The sequence below is a fragment of the Microbulbifer sp. ABF4_107 genome, from assembly GCF_056312215.1.
On the sequence record NZ_CM149983.1, the window covers coordinates 1,927,238 to 1,942,348 of the forward strand.

Below are 15,111 nucleotides of genomic sequence, written 5' to 3' on the forward strand. Positions count from 1 at the left end.
GCTAGTCCACTACCAACGGCTGTGCAGACTCCGCAGTAAACTCACCAAACCACTGAACCGCTTGCGCGGTGGTTTCCGCAAGGCTGAAACCGGCAAAGTTGACCGGCTGCGCCGTATCCAGAATGGCTTCACAGGTTTGAGCCAGCTTTCCGAGCTCCGAGCCGGTGTCTGCCGACTCGGATGCACCCCTCACGACGCCTTGCGGAAAACAATGCTCCAGTAATTCCAACCCAGGGCCGCCGGTCGCAACGGCGGGGCAACCCATTGCCAGAGCCTCGGAAATCACTCGCCCATCGGTAAGCGCCGGGGCAGCCAGATCAAACGTGATCCGCGCACTGGCGTATAGTTCTCGCATATCCCTGCGCGCCCCGAGAAACAAAACATGTTCAGCCAGCCCCATGGATTCGGCGCGCTGCTCTAACCCCCGGGCAAATTTTTCCTGCCCGGGAACCACTTCTCCGACAACCAGGCCAAACAGGTCCTCGCGCGATTTCTTCAGTTGCGCCAGCAGTTCCAGAAAACGCTCCTGCCCGCGCCCCGGGCCAATACTCCCAGGCAGCAGCAACCAGCTTCGCCCTTCGATCTGCGGGAAACTGTTCAGCAGGCGTTGCTGCCAATGCCCGGATACCGGTGCGCGCCGGTCCAGTTCTCGTGTGTTGACGCCCCGGTACAAAACCTGAATACCGGTCTTGGCGGTGCCATCCTCCAACACCGGCAGGGAAAAACGCTGGGACAATCGCTGGGCGAGATCCTTCGAAGACACCAATACCAGCTCACCGCGTGACACAGCACTGTTCATCCAGGCTCCGCTAAACAGGCCTCCAGCGGGCCAGCGCTGTAACGTCGTGACCAATCGCGGGCGCGCCACATCCGGCAACCTAGACCACACCTTCCACCCATGCCAGCTACACAGGGAATCGCGGCACAGAAGAATATCCGCAGACAGGGATTCAAGCTGATGTCGCAGCCGGCGATGGAGTCGACCGTTAATCAGCCCCCGGCGATCTATCGGCAACTCCAGATGCTGACAATTGTGCAGTGTCAGGCGAGAAACCAGATCACCACCTGCTGAGATCACTACAGACTCATGCCCCTGACGAGCCAGCTCCTGAGCAAACTCCAGTGTTTCCTGGGCAAGTTTGTCTCCGTCCATGGACGGCACCAATTGAACAATCCGCATGCTAATTCAGTCCTAAACGACTCCTGTCCTGTACTAAACATTGTACCGACAATTTCTGCGCCACAAGGCACATTTTTATATTCCCCGCATCGGTTCACAAATCCTGCGGAATCCGGTCACCTCCGATGCCTGAAAGAGGGTTATCATGACCTTCGGCAACCCTGTGGGTACCGCCAGATAATACGGACAGTCGTGAAAGGAAATACAAGAATGACCATTCTGAACGCAGCATTTTTCTCCACCGCGAACGCCATTGGTGCACGCCTATTTACGCACCGACTTGCCCGCTCCGTGGTTCTATTTACGGCTCTGTGTTTTGGCCTGAGCACCGCGCATGCAGCCAATGACCGCGGGCTGTTGCTAGAGGCAAAAAAGGGTGAGCAGCGCGTCTTTTTACTCGGTTCCATCCATCTCGCCGACAAGAGCTTTTACCCCCTGCGCGAACAGATTGAGCGCGCCTATTCCAGTAGTGATGCACTGGTGGTGGAGGCCGATATTCTGGCCATGGAATCTGACCCGGCACTGCAAATGAAAATCATGCAGGAATCCGTATACCCCGCCGGCCAACAACTGAAAGATCACATTTCACCTGCGGTATACCGTCAGCTGCAGGACTGGCTGAGCAAAAGACAGATTCCCGAGCAAAACTTCAGTCGACTGCGTCCGGCAATTGCCATGATCACACTCAGCATGGTCGAAATGCAGGCGCGGGGTCTCGACCCCAAAGCGGGTATCGACCGCCATTTTCTCACCCAGGCACACCGCAGTAATGGAACCATCCTCGAGCTGGAAAGCGTGCTCGGACAAATCGAGATGCTGAATAACCTCGACAACCCGGAGTTATATCTGCAGCAGACACTGGAGCAGGTTTCAGAGATGGACAGCTTTGTCCCGCGTATCACCAAGGCGTGGAAAAATGGCGACCAAAATGACATCTACGACCTGGTGATCCGTGAAAGCCTGGAGGAAAACCCGTCATATGCCCCACTTTTTGACAAGCTTTTCTATCAACGCAATCGCGATATGGCGGAAAAGATCCGCGACTTCAGCGCGAATCACAACACCCTGTTTGTGGTAGTTGGTGCCGGACATCTTGTGGGTGAAGGATCCGTTACAGAGCTACTGGAAAAGGCCGGCTATTCGATCGATCAGATCTAGTGCACCATAAGCTGCGAAACACCACCCACTCCCCGTGACCCCCTCAGAGCCCGGCGCCACACATCAATCGCCGGGCACTCCCGCCGCCAAAGCAATTAACCCGTAGCATTCTGCGCTTTCCGCTACCTTTCGGGCGTCACGCGCAAAGTACCCACACACTGGTGAACTATTATCCTTCTGCGAACCGGCGCTTTGGGATAAGCCTTTCATGGCTTTTCCTGACGACATTACAGAAACATTTCATTTCTACCCCCAATTATGTTTCCATGCGCCGCTATTTTTTCACCATCGCTTTTTCACTGTTGTGCTCAGGAGTCTCAATGAAAGCCTCAGTTACAGGGACGGTCAGCAAGGCTCTCGCCGTGGCCACTTACAGCCTGCTCTCCATCACCGCCGTCGCCGACGAGGCGGAAACCAAAGGCGGACTGAAAATTACTTCGGACGACGGCAATTTTTCTGCCTCGCTGGGGGGGCGCATCCACTTTGACACCTACCTTTTCGACACCGATATCGAAGATCCCGTAAGTACCACCGAATTTCGTCGCGCACGAATCACCCTGAAAGGCAGTATCTACGACTGGAAATATGTGCTGGAGCAGGACTTTGCCGCAGGCGACACGCACGCGGGCTTTCGCGACGTATTCATTGCCCATAAATTCCTGGATGGCGAGGTTCGCATCGGGCAGTTCAAGCCCTTCCGCTCCATGGCGGAAATGACCAGCTCCAATGAGATCACCATGCTGGAGCGCCCTTTCTCCAGCGCCACCGGCCTGTATGACGGTTACCAGTTCCAGCAGGGAATCGGTTGGACTGGCGTACTGGACTGCTTCACCCTCGGAATGATGGCCTTCAACCTTCGCGACGCTGCCGAATCTCGCAATGAAGGAGTCGGCGCCGCGGGACGACTGGCCTGGGCCCCAATCAATACCGACAATGCAGTATTCCACCTGGGCACCTCTATCAGTTTTGAAAATGCCAACCGTGACTCTGGTGATCTATACGCCGAAGCCGACTATGCGGGACGTCGTGGCCCATCGCAGCTTGTGGCGCTGACACCCGGTGATCTGGGCGAGGACGCCTCCTATGCTGGCTTTGAAATCGCTGGCAGTTACGGACCGTTTTACCTCCAGGCGGAATACGCACTTGGGGAATTTGAGGCGGATTACTACCTGACAGAAATAGAATTTGAAGACGAGTTTGGCGCGCCACCACCCTTCTACTGCGACGCGATGTTTGGCTGTTATATCGACGATCAGTCCGTGCACACCTGGTATGTGCAGGGCAGCTGGATGATTACCGGTGAACACAAGCCTTACAGCAAAAAACGCGGCGCGTTCAATTCGGCCAAACCCTCCGGAGATGGCCTGTGGGGCGGAGCTTGGGAGCTGACCGCTCGCTATGACACCATGGAAAACCGCGACATTCACAGTCTCGAAGCCAGCAGTGCACAGATCGGCCTAAACTACTACGCCAATCGCAATGTGCGCGTGATGATGAATATGATCTTTGGTGACGATGATTTTACCGGCGATGGCACCAACCAGTTTGGCATACGTGTACAGATGGGATGGTAACCAGCTTTTCGAAGAGCCTGCAATCCTGCCGGGAGAAACAAAAAAGCGAGCTGTTTAGCTCGCTTTTTAGTTTGAACAACCTGAAACTTAACCGACCTGCTGTGCCTTGGCCGGATCAAATACTTCCACTTGTGATGTGCCCGGGGCTTCCGCCTTCGGATTATAGAAACGCTGCAATGCCTGATTGCGCGCCTGCTGCGCAAGCTGTACGTTCTCTTCCTTGATTACACCGTAACCACGAATCTGATCTGGATAGCTCAGCAGCTCTATCGCCGCCGCATGATTCTCAGCATTCAGTCGGCCAAGTACTTCGTCGACAATTTTTTCGTATTCGGTAATCAGGCCACGCTCCATCTTGCGTTCTGCGGTGTAACCGAAAATATCCAGCGCGCTGCCGCGTAGGAATCGAAACTTTGCCAGCACACCAAACGCCTTGTGCATCCAGCCACCGAATTTGAGTTTGCGCGGGCGCCCGATATTTTTATCGAACGGGCTCAAAAGTGGTGGTGCCAGATTGAATTCCAGTTCGAAGTCTCCGGCAAAGTTCTCTTTCAGAGATTCGACAAAACGGCCATCAGAATACAGGCGAGCCACCTCGTACTCATCTTTGTAAGCAAGAAGCTTGGCGTAATTCCGAGCGACCACCTCGGCCAGAGCCTCACTGCCCGGCACCTTGAGAATCTCTGCGCCCTTTACCTTGTCGACGAGATTGCGGTAACGGCGAGCCAGCGCCGCACCCTGATAACCGGTCAGATGCCCCACCCGGTGGGCGACGATCGCTTCAAGTCCTTGCGGCAGAACAACCTCTTCCTCTTTCGACAGCAATTGATCCAGCGCCTTGCGATCTGCAGCCGCCAACCGGCCCGCCGCCAGCCCCTGCAGATTACTTTCTACCGCCACACCATTGAGGCGGATCGCTTCCCGAATGGCATCGAGCCCCAGCGGGATCAGACCTTTCTGCCAGGCAAAACCGAGCATGAAAATATTCGCCGCAAGAGTGTCTCCCAGTGCCGCCTTGGTGAGGGTGTGCCCCTCGACCACATCCAGTTCCAGCACGGCATCCTTGATGGTGTCCAGCACCGCCTGCGGTGAATGAATATCTTCACGCCCCAGAACCGATGCCGCCGTTGGGCTCAGGTGGGTATTCACCACCGCACGGCTGTGGGTCTCATCCAGTTTGGCGAGACTCGCGGAAAGGTTGCCCGCGGCAATCAGGTCACAGGCCATCAATGCATCTGCGCGGCCATCGGAAATACGCACGGCTTTCAGAGATTCCGGGCGATCTGCAAAGCGCACATGGGAATACACCGCCCCACCCTTTTGCGCGAGGCCGGTCTGATCCAGGGTACTGCAGGCTTTCTGTTCAATGTGCGCCGCCATGGCCAGAAGTGCACCGATGGTGACCACCCCGGTACCACCGACGCCGGTTACCAACAGGTTGAACGGCTCACTCAGATCCGGCATCTGCGGGGCCGGCAATTTGTCCGCCGCCTGGCACAGAGCGTCACCGACGCCTGCACGCTTGTTCAGTTTTCCGCCCTTCACGGTCACGAACGACGGGCAGAAGCCGTTTACGCAGGACATGTCCTGATTACACGCGGTCTGATTGATCCGGCGTTTGTCGCCGAGCGCCGTGGTGACCTTCTCAACGGCAATACAGCTGGATTGCGTGACGCAGTCGCCGCAGCCTTCGCACACCAGCTCATTGATAAACGGGCGCCCTTCGGCCTTCGGCAAAAGTCCGCGCTTGCGCTTGCGGCGCAGCTCAGTGGCGCAGGTCTGATCGTAAATAATGACGGTACAGCCAGGCTCCTCGCGCAACTCTTTCATCACCGCAGGCATATGGTCCCGGTGGCGAACTTCCACTTCCGACGGGAAGCTCAGGGCACCCTTGTACTTGTCGGTATCGTCCATCACCAACACCACTCGCTTGACCCCTTCCGCCAGTACCTGGCGACAGATCATATCCGGGTGCAGCTCACCATCGTGGGGCTGACCACCGGTCATCGCCACCGCATCGTTGAACAGAATCTTGTAGGTGATATTGACCTTGGCCGCGACGGACGCGCGAATGGCAAGAATTCCCGAGTGGAAATAGGTTCCATCCCCGAGATTTACGAATACATGTGGCTCACTGGTAAACGCCGCCTGGCCGATCCAGTTGACCCCTTCCGCACCCATCTGGGTAAAGGTGTAAGTCTCCCGGTCCAGCCACTGGGCCATATAGTGGCAACCAATGCCCGCCAGGGCGCGACTGCCTTCGGGGACACGGGTGGAGCGGTTGTGAGGACAACCGGCACAGAACATGGGCAGACGCGCCACGCTGGAACCGGCCTGGGCTGAAATCCGCTCGGCCAGCGCATCCAGCCGCATCAGACGGTGCCTGGCGCGATCGTGCAGCCTGTCTTCCCCCAGCAGGTAACCGAGCACCTGCGCCACGACCGCAGGCGACAGTTCGCCGTACATGGGCAGCAGCGGCTTATCGTGCTCGTCCACCTTGCCGAGGATACGCGGGAAATGGGGGTCCCGCAGATGCACGTTGTACAGCTCCTCTTTCAGCTGTACTTCCATCAGGCTGCGCTTCTCTTCCAGCACCAGCAGAGAATCGAGGCCCCGGGCGAATTCCTGAATCCCCGGTACATCCAGGGGATAGGTCATACCCACTTTGAGAATTCGGATACCGAGATCGCGGGCGCGCGCCTCATCAATCCCCATATCCTCAAACGCCTGCATCAGATCCAGGTGCGCCTTACCCGCAGTGACGATGCCAAGGGTGGCATTGGGGTTGTCCAACACCAGCTTGTTGAGCTGGTTGGCGCGGGCAAAGGCCAGGGCCGCCGGGCGCTTGTAACGCCACAGGCGCTCCTCCTGCTCGAGAGGGTTATCCTGCTTGCGGATATTCAGCCCGCCCTCCGGGCGCTCGATCTCCGGGTATTCAAACGAGACTCCAGCCGGGTCCACATCCACGGTGGAGGCGCTGTCCATATTTTCCGCCAGCGTAATCATCGCCACCCAGCAACCGCTGAAGCGGGACAACTCCAGACCGTACAGCCCGTAGTCCAGTACCTCCTGTACCGTGGACGGGTTCAGTACCGGGATATGCATATCCACAAAAGCGAATTCGGACTGACCGGGGTACGAGGAGGACTTACAGCCATGGTCGTCACCGGCGATGATCAGTGCCCCGCCTTTCGGCGACGAGCCCGCCGCATTGGCGTGGCGGAAGGCATCGCAGGAGCGGTCGACGCCCGGGGTCTTGCCATACCAGATACCGCAGACACCATCGACTTCAGCCCCTTCAAACAGGCCCACCTGCTGCGAGCCCCACACAGAGGTCGCCGCAAGCTCTTCGTTGACACCGGGGGTAAAACGGATATTGAACTGATCGAGGAGTTTACTGGCACGAGCCAGTTGCTGGTCGTACCCACCCAGAGGGGAGCCGCGGTAGCCGGAAATAAACGTGGCGGTATTGAGACCCCGCGCCGCATCGATACGCATCTGGTCAATGGGCAGGCGCACCAGCGCCTGAATGCCCGATAACAGCACTCGCCCCTTGAGGGTGGTGTATCGGTCGTCGAGAGAGACGGCTTTCGCTGCCGTCGATTTGCCGCTGATCGCCTGATCCAGACCTTGCTGTTCCTCGGCCTGAGATCCGGCATTCACCTTCTGCTCGTTCATACGCCTACTTCTTCCCGCTGATCGTTGAAGCACCGTCTTGGACACGGGCTTCCGCTAATTATTGTGATTCGGGACGCGCATCGCCGAAATTGGCGCCAGATTGATCGGGCCGGGTCTGTGCCGGCCAGGGCTGCCAAAGATAGCGACGGCGTGGTCAGGTCATACTAGTGCTTAAAGCGCATTGAAACATTGCTTTATTTACACGTTTGCACGTAAAATTATGACAGCCATCTCGGCCAATAGTGAAACTGTAGGACAGGAGTTTATATGAAGCGCTCAACCGACCTGGATGATTTCGACCGCAAGATTCTGAGGGCGCTGCAGGAGAACGCCGATTATTCCATGGCTGAGCTGGGAGACAAAGTGGGTTTGTCCCACACACCTTGCTGGCGCCGCATCAAGCGCCTGGAGGCCGAAGGTATCATCCGTGGCCGCGTCACCCTCCTGGATCCGCGCAAACTTGACCTTGGGGTCACAGTATACTGCTACGTCACCATACACAACCACGATGAAGATTCTTTGAATAATTTTGAATCGGCGGTACAGGACGTACAGGAAGTTGTGGAGTGCTACTCCACCAGTGGCGATAAGGACTATGTGCTGCGTGTGGTGGTGGACAGCGTTGAGCACTACGAACAGCTGCTGAAGCGCTCGCTGGTGCATTTGCCGAATGTGGCATCGGTGAACTCTACCTTTGCGTTGAAGCAGGTCAAGTACACCACGCAGTTGCCGCTCTAAGCGGGCGCCACAGAAACATCAACACCCGTCGCGCCGGGCTCGCCCCGGCATCCCCTGCGCAGCGATGGACCCGGGGCGAGCCAGGAATGGCGAGAGAGGCGCCTGTCCGCCCTGGTAGGTTTCCAGGCACGTAAGCGCTTAGCGGGCCTCAAGCCTGGCAATCACCTGCCCCAGCACCTGCTCCAGGTCCTGGCCATCGCAATCCACCACAATATCGGCGTAACGGCGATACAGCGCCTGACGCTCCTCGAAAAGCGCTTCAAAACTCTGCCCTGGAGCCTTCGCGATTCCGCGGCTCTCGTAATTGTGGATCCGGCGACGGAGCTCATCAGCCGAACAGTTAAGAAACACCGCCGGCCCGAAAGACAGCAGATTGCGCATGCCTTCCTCGCTGTACACCGCGCTGCCGCCGGTGGCAATGACATGATTGGGCAGCTCCGCCTCCGCAATCACCTCCCCTTCAATGCGGCGCAGATTCAGGTAATCAGACTCGTTCATGATTTCCTGCAGCGTCTTGTCTTCCCGCAGCTGAATCAATACATCCGTATCCACAAAATCTTTCGCCAGCTCTTTCGCCAGCAACACACCCACCGTACTCTTGCCCGCCCCAGGCATCCCGATCAGTACCACACTGCCCTGTTTATGCATTGTTATTCGATATCCAAACTGCGTTAATCCCCGCGCCTCGGCCACAGCTGCGACCTCAGCCAACCCAACAGGCCATTGCCTGTGAGCAGCATTTTATCCAATTCGTCCAGATTGTGCGCCTGCCGGAAGCTATCCGCAAACAGCGCCTCCCGGGTAATCATCCGCCGGCGCGGATTGATCTGCTTGATCTCACGGGCCGGATTCCCAGCCACCACGGTATTCGCCGGTACATCTCTGGTGACAACGCTGCCCGCCCCGACAACCGAATTATCACCGATGGACACCCCTTTACAGATGATCGCGCTGTCGCCTATCCAGACATTGTTGCCAATGGCAACCGGTGCAGTGCAGCGAAACGGCCGGGTACGGTTATAGATCCCATGCCAGTCGGAATCGGAAATATACACATTGGCGGCCAGCATGCAGGCATCACCGAGGGTGATGGATTCTCCCGCGGATATACGCACCCCCGGGGAAATCAGCACGTAGTCACCAATCGTGATATACGCATCACCACCGCGATGCCCCATGGCGGTAAAGCGAATGCAATTATCCGGTGTCGATATCAGGTGCGGAAAATCCCCCAGGCAAATGTTACTGCCAAACACTTTGACTGAAGCCGGGTGCATGATTTCAGGCTCGCAGCCGATGGCGTCAAACTGCGGCAAAAGGAAATGCCGACTGCGCCAATTGCGGAAATTGATCAGCGCGCGTTTGAGCCAGTATGGTCTATGATCTTTTCGCATTGTGCGCCTTGTTGTTTCGGTATCAGGCTCGTGTCTACCCGCTCGCGATAAACAATCGCTGCCCAGCTACCGCCGGTACTGGGATCTGCTTTTATTCTGAAATCCAGGCTTGCAATTTCTGCCAGTAAAGCTGTCTCTCCCGCACATTGCCAAAGTGCGCTAATGCACGTAACGTCTCGCAAAACTTACGAACTACCGCACAGAGATTACCCTGCTATGGATACTGCCCTGCCGATGGAACTCCCCCTGGATATCACGACCGTGAAAGGCTTTCTCGCTGATGCCGAAGGCAAAGCGCTCTACCGGCTGGCAGCCGATGCCAGTGACCGCGGCCCCTGCCTGGAAGTGGGCAGCTATTGCGGAAAATCCACGATTTACCTGGGCAGTGCCTGCAAACTGATGGGCAATACCCTGTTTGCGGTGGACCACCACCGGGGGTCAGAAGAACATCAACCCGGTGAGGAGTACCACGACCGCGAACTGTTCGATGATCGCAGCCAGTTGATGGACAGTTTCCACACGTTTCGCACGAATATGCGCGCCGCACAACTGGAGGATCACGTGGTGCCGGTGGTCGCGCCAACGGCGGTCGCCGCGCGCCACTGGAATACTCCTCTGGGTCTCGTGTTTATCGACGGTGGCCACTCGCTGGAGGCAGCACTTACCGACTACCGCAGCTGGTCCCGACATATCGTCGCCGGCGGCTACCTGGCCATTCACGATATTTTTCCCAACCCGGAAGACGGTGGCCAGGCACCTTACGACATCTACAAATTAGCGCTCGCTTCCGGTCAGTTCGAATTGGTCGAGATGGTCGAGACACTCGGCATCCTGCGCCGCCTCTGAGACAGCCCCAACCAAGTTTACACTGGTAAACAGCCCGCTGGCCGGCGTCAAACCGGCCAGTGCATCCGCGGCCAGCAGCATGGCGCCCACTGTCCAGGTGGTTTTTTCTTCCGGCCATACAGCGCTGTCGCGGTATACATAGCCAGTCCAGTAGCCGCCATCGCTGTCCTGCCAGCGGTGCAAACCCCGATAAAGGGTGCGCGCCTTGACCGGCTCTCCGGCCGCCAGCAATGCCATGGTCAACTCACAGGACTCAGCCACAGTAACCCAGGGTTCGTCATTGACACAGCGACACCCCAGCCCCGCAACCACAAACTCTCCCCATTTTTTTTGCAGGCGTAATTTGGCCGCGTCTCTACTGACGGCACCCGTCAGCACCGGGTAAAACCAGTCCATCGAGAACCGGTCCTTGCTTTCCCAGGTGCGATCAAATCGATGGGGTTTCTCACGCAGTGCTGAACCCAACCGCACACGGGCATCCACCCACTCGGGTCTGGGTCGCCCCATAACTGCCGCGATATTTATTCCGCACTCAAGGCTTTTGAAGATAGACGCGCAGCCGGTAATCAGCGCGTCCTCCATTGGGGCTCCGTTTTTATCGACGGCCCACTGAATCTCACCATGGGGAGACTGGAGTTTCAGTACAAATTCCAGAGCAGCCTCGACCATCGGCCAGTGATGCTCAAGGAACGCCCGCTGCCCGCAGATCAGATAGTGCTGCCAAACACCGGTAGCCACGTAAGCAACAAAGTTAGACTCGCGTCGCTCGCCACTCTGACTGCTGGTATCGACCTCGCCATCGCGGTAAGCCGCCCACCAACTGCCATCCGGCAACTGCTTGCTCGCAAGCCAGTTGTAGGCCCGCTCCGCTGCGGCAAACTCGCCCGCAATACTGAGCCCCATGGCCGCTTCCACATGATCCCAAGGGTCGGCGTAATGCCCTTCAAACCAGGGGATACAGCCATCGGGCTGCTGCTGGGAAAGGATGTAGTCAGCGCTACTGCGCAGAAAGCCTTCTGGTATAAGTGGAAGCTCTTGACTCGCCAACGCCTTAGAGGCGTGCGTATCCCCGTCACGCTGCAGGGTTTCCATATACCGGCTCATGCAGCCTGCTCCTCTCGAGAGTCATCGGTGTTGGCTGTTGACAGTGCTGCATCTGCGCTTTCCGCCACGGAAGGCTTTACGAAATACAACGCAATACTCTTGCCCAGAAGAGGATTTAACAGGGTTTCCAGCCAGCGGGTTGTACGCGGACGCTCCATCATGTCCCATACCAGCATGCGGTGATACTGACGCACAACAGGGTTGTCGTCCTGCCCCCAGAAAAGGCATTTGAGCCACCAGTACGGAGCATGCAGCGCATGGGCTTTATGACGGGCAAAATACTTCAGGCCGAAGGCTTCAATGTCATGTCGTAACTTCTTCTCGCGGAAAATCCGGATATGCCCTCCTTCGACCTCGTGGTAGGCATCAGACAATTTCCAACACACCCACTCCGGAAAAAACGTCGGCACCGTCGCGGCAAAAATGCCACAGGGTTTGAGCACGCGAAAAATCTCGCCGAGCACTCCCCGGTAATCCTCGATATGCTCCAAAACCTCCGAGCAAATCACCGCATCAAAGAAACCTGAGGGAAAAGGCAGCTGCAGGGCATTCCCCACGCACAGCTGCAAACGACCGGACTGCTGGCCGCCCTCGACAAACGGTTGCGCTCGCTCGGCGGCAGTGGCCAGATCATTCTCACTCAGATCTACACCAAAAATGTCCACGTTATCCGTGATCGCAAAATGGATCGCGTGGCGACCCTCACCACAGCCAAGATCCAGCACTCGCTGGCCGGATTTCAGGCTCAATAATTTAGGATCCACGGTAATCATCAGGCCGCCTCTCCGCGACGCGCTGCGCCTTCTGCGGCTTCCGCATCGGCGCAAGCGAGGTCGGTATTGCCAGCCTTTGCGCTGGTGGATACCACCGCAGCCGCCCTTCCCTCGCGCCCGGCACGAATACCCGTGCCGGCGAGAATCTCCCGGTAATAGGAAACCAGATGCCTGGCAGCTACCTGCCAGGAGAATTGCTCCTCAATCCGCCGGCGCCCGGCTTCACCCAGAGTCGCACGCAAATCCGGGCTTTGCAGCAATTGCTCGATAGCGCGCGCTAAGGCACCGCTGTCACCGGCCGGTACCACAATACCCGCGTCGCCAACTACTTCGGGCAGTGCGCCACCATCACTGGATATGACAGGGACACCACAGGCCATCGCCTCGCCGGCGGGTAAACCAAAGCCCTCGTACAGCGATGGGCAAACCACCATACCCGCAGATGCGTAGTGGTAAACCATTTCATCATTGGAAATGCCAGAGACAAATTGCACGCAGTCCTGCAACTTCAAGTCTTGCAGCAATTGCTCGGTGGCTCCACCCTCTTTCAATTTCCCGACCACCAGCAACGACAATTCGGGGTGGCGCGCACGCAGCAGTGCCATGGCCTGCAGCAGGAAGCGCAATCCTTTCAGCGGTTGGTCAGCAGAGGCGGTCGTCATAATACGCATCGGGTTTTGCGCTACACCTGGTTGCGGCGCGAATACGCTGGTATCGATACCGTTATAAATCAGTGTTAACTGCCCACGGCTGACCCCAAACTGAGACACAATATCATTCAGGGACTGTGTCGATACGGTGACAATGTGCCGCAGTTTGCGCGAGACCTTGATCTGCATACCGAGGAAACTGTGCCAGCGGCGCACCAGCAACCGGTAGAACCAGTCTGGTGCCGCATCCAACGCAAGCTGGCGGTCTCGGGTGATTGGATGGTGAATGGTGGCAACCACCGGCAAGCCGGCCTTTTCAATCTCAAGTAACCCGTAACAAAGGGACTGATTGTCGTGCACCACGTCGTAGCGCTCGCGGTGCCGACGCAGATACCGCGCCACACGACGACCGAAGGTGTAGGGCTCAACGAAACCACCGGTCAGTTTGCCGAACCATTCATAGAAATCGGCCCAACTCAGCAGGTGTTTGAGTTTCAGTGCGCGAGTGGGGTTGTCATGCTCGTAGAGATTGAGACCAGGCATTTTTATCAGGCGCACGCGCGAATCCAGTTCCGGATACGGCTGCCCCGAAATGACATCAACCTTGTGCCCCGCTTCAACAAGGGCCTTGCTCAGATAGTGGAGATAAACACCCTGACCACCACAGTGCGGATGGCTTCGGTACCCCAGTAAGCAGATATTCAGTGGCCGGGACTCGGCCGGTGGACCGTCTGTATGATTCTCCAAGGCGGTCATAATTTCCCCGTATTTATTGTTCTGGCTGGCGTCTGATCCGGTGCCAAGAAACGCGAAGAATACACTGGCAGGGATATGACCGCTAGACAGAATCCGTCCACCACCAGTGCAAGACTACTCAGGCTATCGGTAGTGAGAGCGATCCGCGAGAAGTGTCCGCTTTACTCTTTTTTGCCAGCGCAGGTACGACAAAGCCCCGACCCGCCAGAAAAAGCGCGCCGGGGCAATGGTGTCTGGAGCATTCGGCCGATCAGAAACTGAACTTGTAACCCACGCTCATATTGAATATCCACGCATCCATATCCAGATCATCCCGGTAGCGGATACTATCGATCGCTATACCATTGCTCAGAATCACGTCATCGACGCCGATCTCAACTTCCGGCGAAGCATCCACATACATTGCGGAGGCATTGAACAACCAGTTGGCGTCTCGGCCGAACTCGATATCAATACCCACCTGAGCTGTCCAGCCCCAGGAGCTGCCGAAGTTTATCAGGCCACGATTTACCTGGTCGACGATCTGATCATTGGCATTACGCACATCTTCAACAAATACCGGACGCAAGTAATCCTGATCAATATCGGTGTAATTCACACCAACGCCTACATAGGGCTGAACCCAGCTCTCTACACAAACTGGATACCAGTTTACAAACAAGCTGCTGACATTAGTTTCGAAATCACCAAGGTCATCGTAGCTGCGAAAATCTATACCATCACCGACCACATAAGTGGTGTAGTCTGCATCCAGATCCGCACCATCCATGTAGTACAACTCTACAGCCCAATGGTCCGCAACAAAGTAAGTGCCATTGATATACCAGGTAGTATCTTCATCCAGATCCAGCGCATCGCCAATTTGCACTTCAAACATGTTGTCTGGATCCAGCGGATCCACAACCTCGAGAAGAGTCGACTTGGAGAAGACAGAGTCTTCTGTATCCATATACGCGGCACCGACCCGCACAATAAGATCGCCGGCGTTAAAGTCGGCAAATGCCGGGGAAGTTGCGCTGGCGGCAGCAATCGCCAGCGGCAGAAGAAGGGACTTGGTTCGCATGGGTAACTCCTTTTAACACGAAATGCTCCAGGGCCGCCGGGGCCACAGAATAAAAAGTGACCCGTGCGTGCGGTTAGTTTCAGTATAGGTGGAGTTTTCAGGAAAACAGCAAGTACTGACTAAGGTTTAACCCGCATATGGGAAGAAATTTCTGAAAAAAGTTTTCAGGCAAAAAAAATGCCCGCCAAGTGGCGGGC

At 56.7% G+C, this 15,111-nt stretch carries 12 protein-coding genes; 4 read left to right on the top strand and 8 right to left on the bottom strand.

All coding sequences use genetic code 11. The features are described 5' to 3' along the window. Position 1 precedes the first annotated feature (1 nt). On the bottom strand, positions 2 to 1,153 hold the full coding sequence (locus ACYX4K_RS07905; RefSeq protein WP_475092662.1) for a glycosyltransferase: 1,152 nt from the start codon (positions 1,151 to 1,153) through the stop codon (positions 2 to 4). A gap of 237 nt (positions 1,154 to 1,390) precedes the next feature. Here ACYX4K_RS07905 and ACYX4K_RS07910 point away from each other — a divergent pair, with 237 nt between their 5' ends. Both ACYX4K_RS07910 and ACYX4K_RS07915 read left to right on the top strand, forming a co-directional pair. Continuing rightward, positions 1,391 to 2,338: a TraB/GumN family protein gene (locus ACYX4K_RS07910; RefSeq protein WP_475092661.1), complete on the top strand. Its 948-nt coding sequence runs from the start codon at positions 1,391 to 1,393 to the stop codon at positions 2,336 to 2,338. 320 nt (positions 2,339 to 2,658) lie between these two features. Beyond that, positions 2,659 to 3,912 carry an OprO/OprP family phosphate-selective porin gene (locus tag ACYX4K_RS07915; protein ID WP_475092660.1) on the top strand — a complete coding sequence of 418 codons (1,254 nt, stop codon included), beginning with the start codon at positions 2,659 to 2,661 and terminating at the stop codon, positions 3,910 to 3,912. A gap of 87 nt (positions 3,913 to 3,999) precedes the next feature. Here ACYX4K_RS07915 and ACYX4K_RS07920 read toward each other — a convergent pair whose 3' ends face one another. After that, on the bottom strand, positions 4,000 to 7,590 hold the full coding sequence (locus ACYX4K_RS07920) for an indolepyruvate ferredoxin oxidoreductase family protein (RefSeq protein ID WP_475092659.1): 3,591 nt from the start codon (positions 7,588 to 7,590) through the stop codon (positions 4,000 to 4,002). A gap of 267 nt (positions 7,591 to 7,857) precedes the next feature. Between ACYX4K_RS07920 and ACYX4K_RS07925 the strand changes: the two genes are divergently transcribed. After that, the gene (locus tag ACYX4K_RS07925; RefSeq protein ID WP_010131435.1) at positions 7,858 to 8,328 is read left to right on the top strand and encodes an Lrp/AsnC family transcriptional regulator; all 471 of its coding nucleotides are present in this window, start codon (positions 7,858 to 7,860) and stop codon (positions 8,326 to 8,328) included. Positions 8,329 to 8,466: 138 nt separating this feature from the next. Here ACYX4K_RS07925 and ACYX4K_RS07930 read toward each other — a convergent pair whose 3' ends face one another. Further along, complete coding sequence (locus ACYX4K_RS07930) at positions 8,467 to 8,976, bottom strand: shikimate kinase (RefSeq protein ID WP_475092658.1); 510 nt, start codon at positions 8,974 to 8,976, stop codon at positions 8,467 to 8,469. A 23-nt stretch (positions 8,977 to 8,999) separates the two neighbouring features. Continuing rightward, positions 9,000 to 9,722, bottom strand: coding sequence for an acyltransferase (locus ACYX4K_RS07935; RefSeq protein ID WP_475092657.1), 723 nt, complete (start codon positions 9,720 to 9,722; stop codon positions 9,000 to 9,002). Positions 9,723 to 9,938: 216 nt separating this feature from the next. On the opposite strand from ACYX4K_RS07935, the gene ACYX4K_RS07940 reads away from it, so the two are divergent. Then, positions 9,939 to 10,568: a class I SAM-dependent methyltransferase gene (locus tag ACYX4K_RS07940; RefSeq protein ID WP_475092656.1), complete on the top strand. Its 630-nt coding sequence runs from the start codon at positions 9,939 to 9,941 to the stop codon at positions 10,566 to 10,568. On the opposite strand, the gene ACYX4K_RS07945 is transcribed toward ACYX4K_RS07940, so the two are convergent. The 4 genes from ACYX4K_RS07945 to ACYX4K_RS07960 form a co-directional block, all read right to left on the bottom strand. Then, on the bottom strand, positions 10,497 to 11,672 hold the full coding sequence (locus tag ACYX4K_RS07945) for a prenyltransferase/squalene oxidase repeat-containing protein (protein WP_476178814.1): 1,176 nt from the start codon (positions 11,670 to 11,672) through the stop codon (positions 10,497 to 10,499). The two genes, ACYX4K_RS07940 and ACYX4K_RS07945, sit on opposite strands and share 72 nt — an antisense overlap. Further along, positions 11,669 to 12,445 carry a class I SAM-dependent methyltransferase gene (locus tag ACYX4K_RS07950; protein WP_475092654.1) on the bottom strand — a complete coding sequence of 259 codons (777 nt, stop codon included), beginning with the start codon at positions 12,443 to 12,445 and terminating at the stop codon, positions 11,669 to 11,671. The genes ACYX4K_RS07945 and ACYX4K_RS07950 overlap by 4 nt, the downstream gene beginning before the upstream one ends. Then, positions 12,445 to 13,851 carry a glycosyltransferase family 4 protein gene (locus ACYX4K_RS07955; RefSeq protein ID WP_475092653.1) on the bottom strand — a complete coding sequence of 469 codons (1,407 nt, stop codon included), beginning with the start codon at positions 13,849 to 13,851 and terminating at the stop codon, positions 12,445 to 12,447. Before ACYX4K_RS07955 ends, ACYX4K_RS07950 begins: the two co-directional genes overlap by 1 nt. Positions 13,852 to 14,101: 250 nt before the next feature. Further along, entirely contained in the window at positions 14,102 to 14,914 is an 813-nt protein-coding gene (locus ACYX4K_RS07960) for an OmpW/AlkL family protein (RefSeq protein ID WP_475092652.1), read from the bottom strand. Between the last annotated feature and the right edge of the window lie 197 nt (positions 14,915 to 15,111).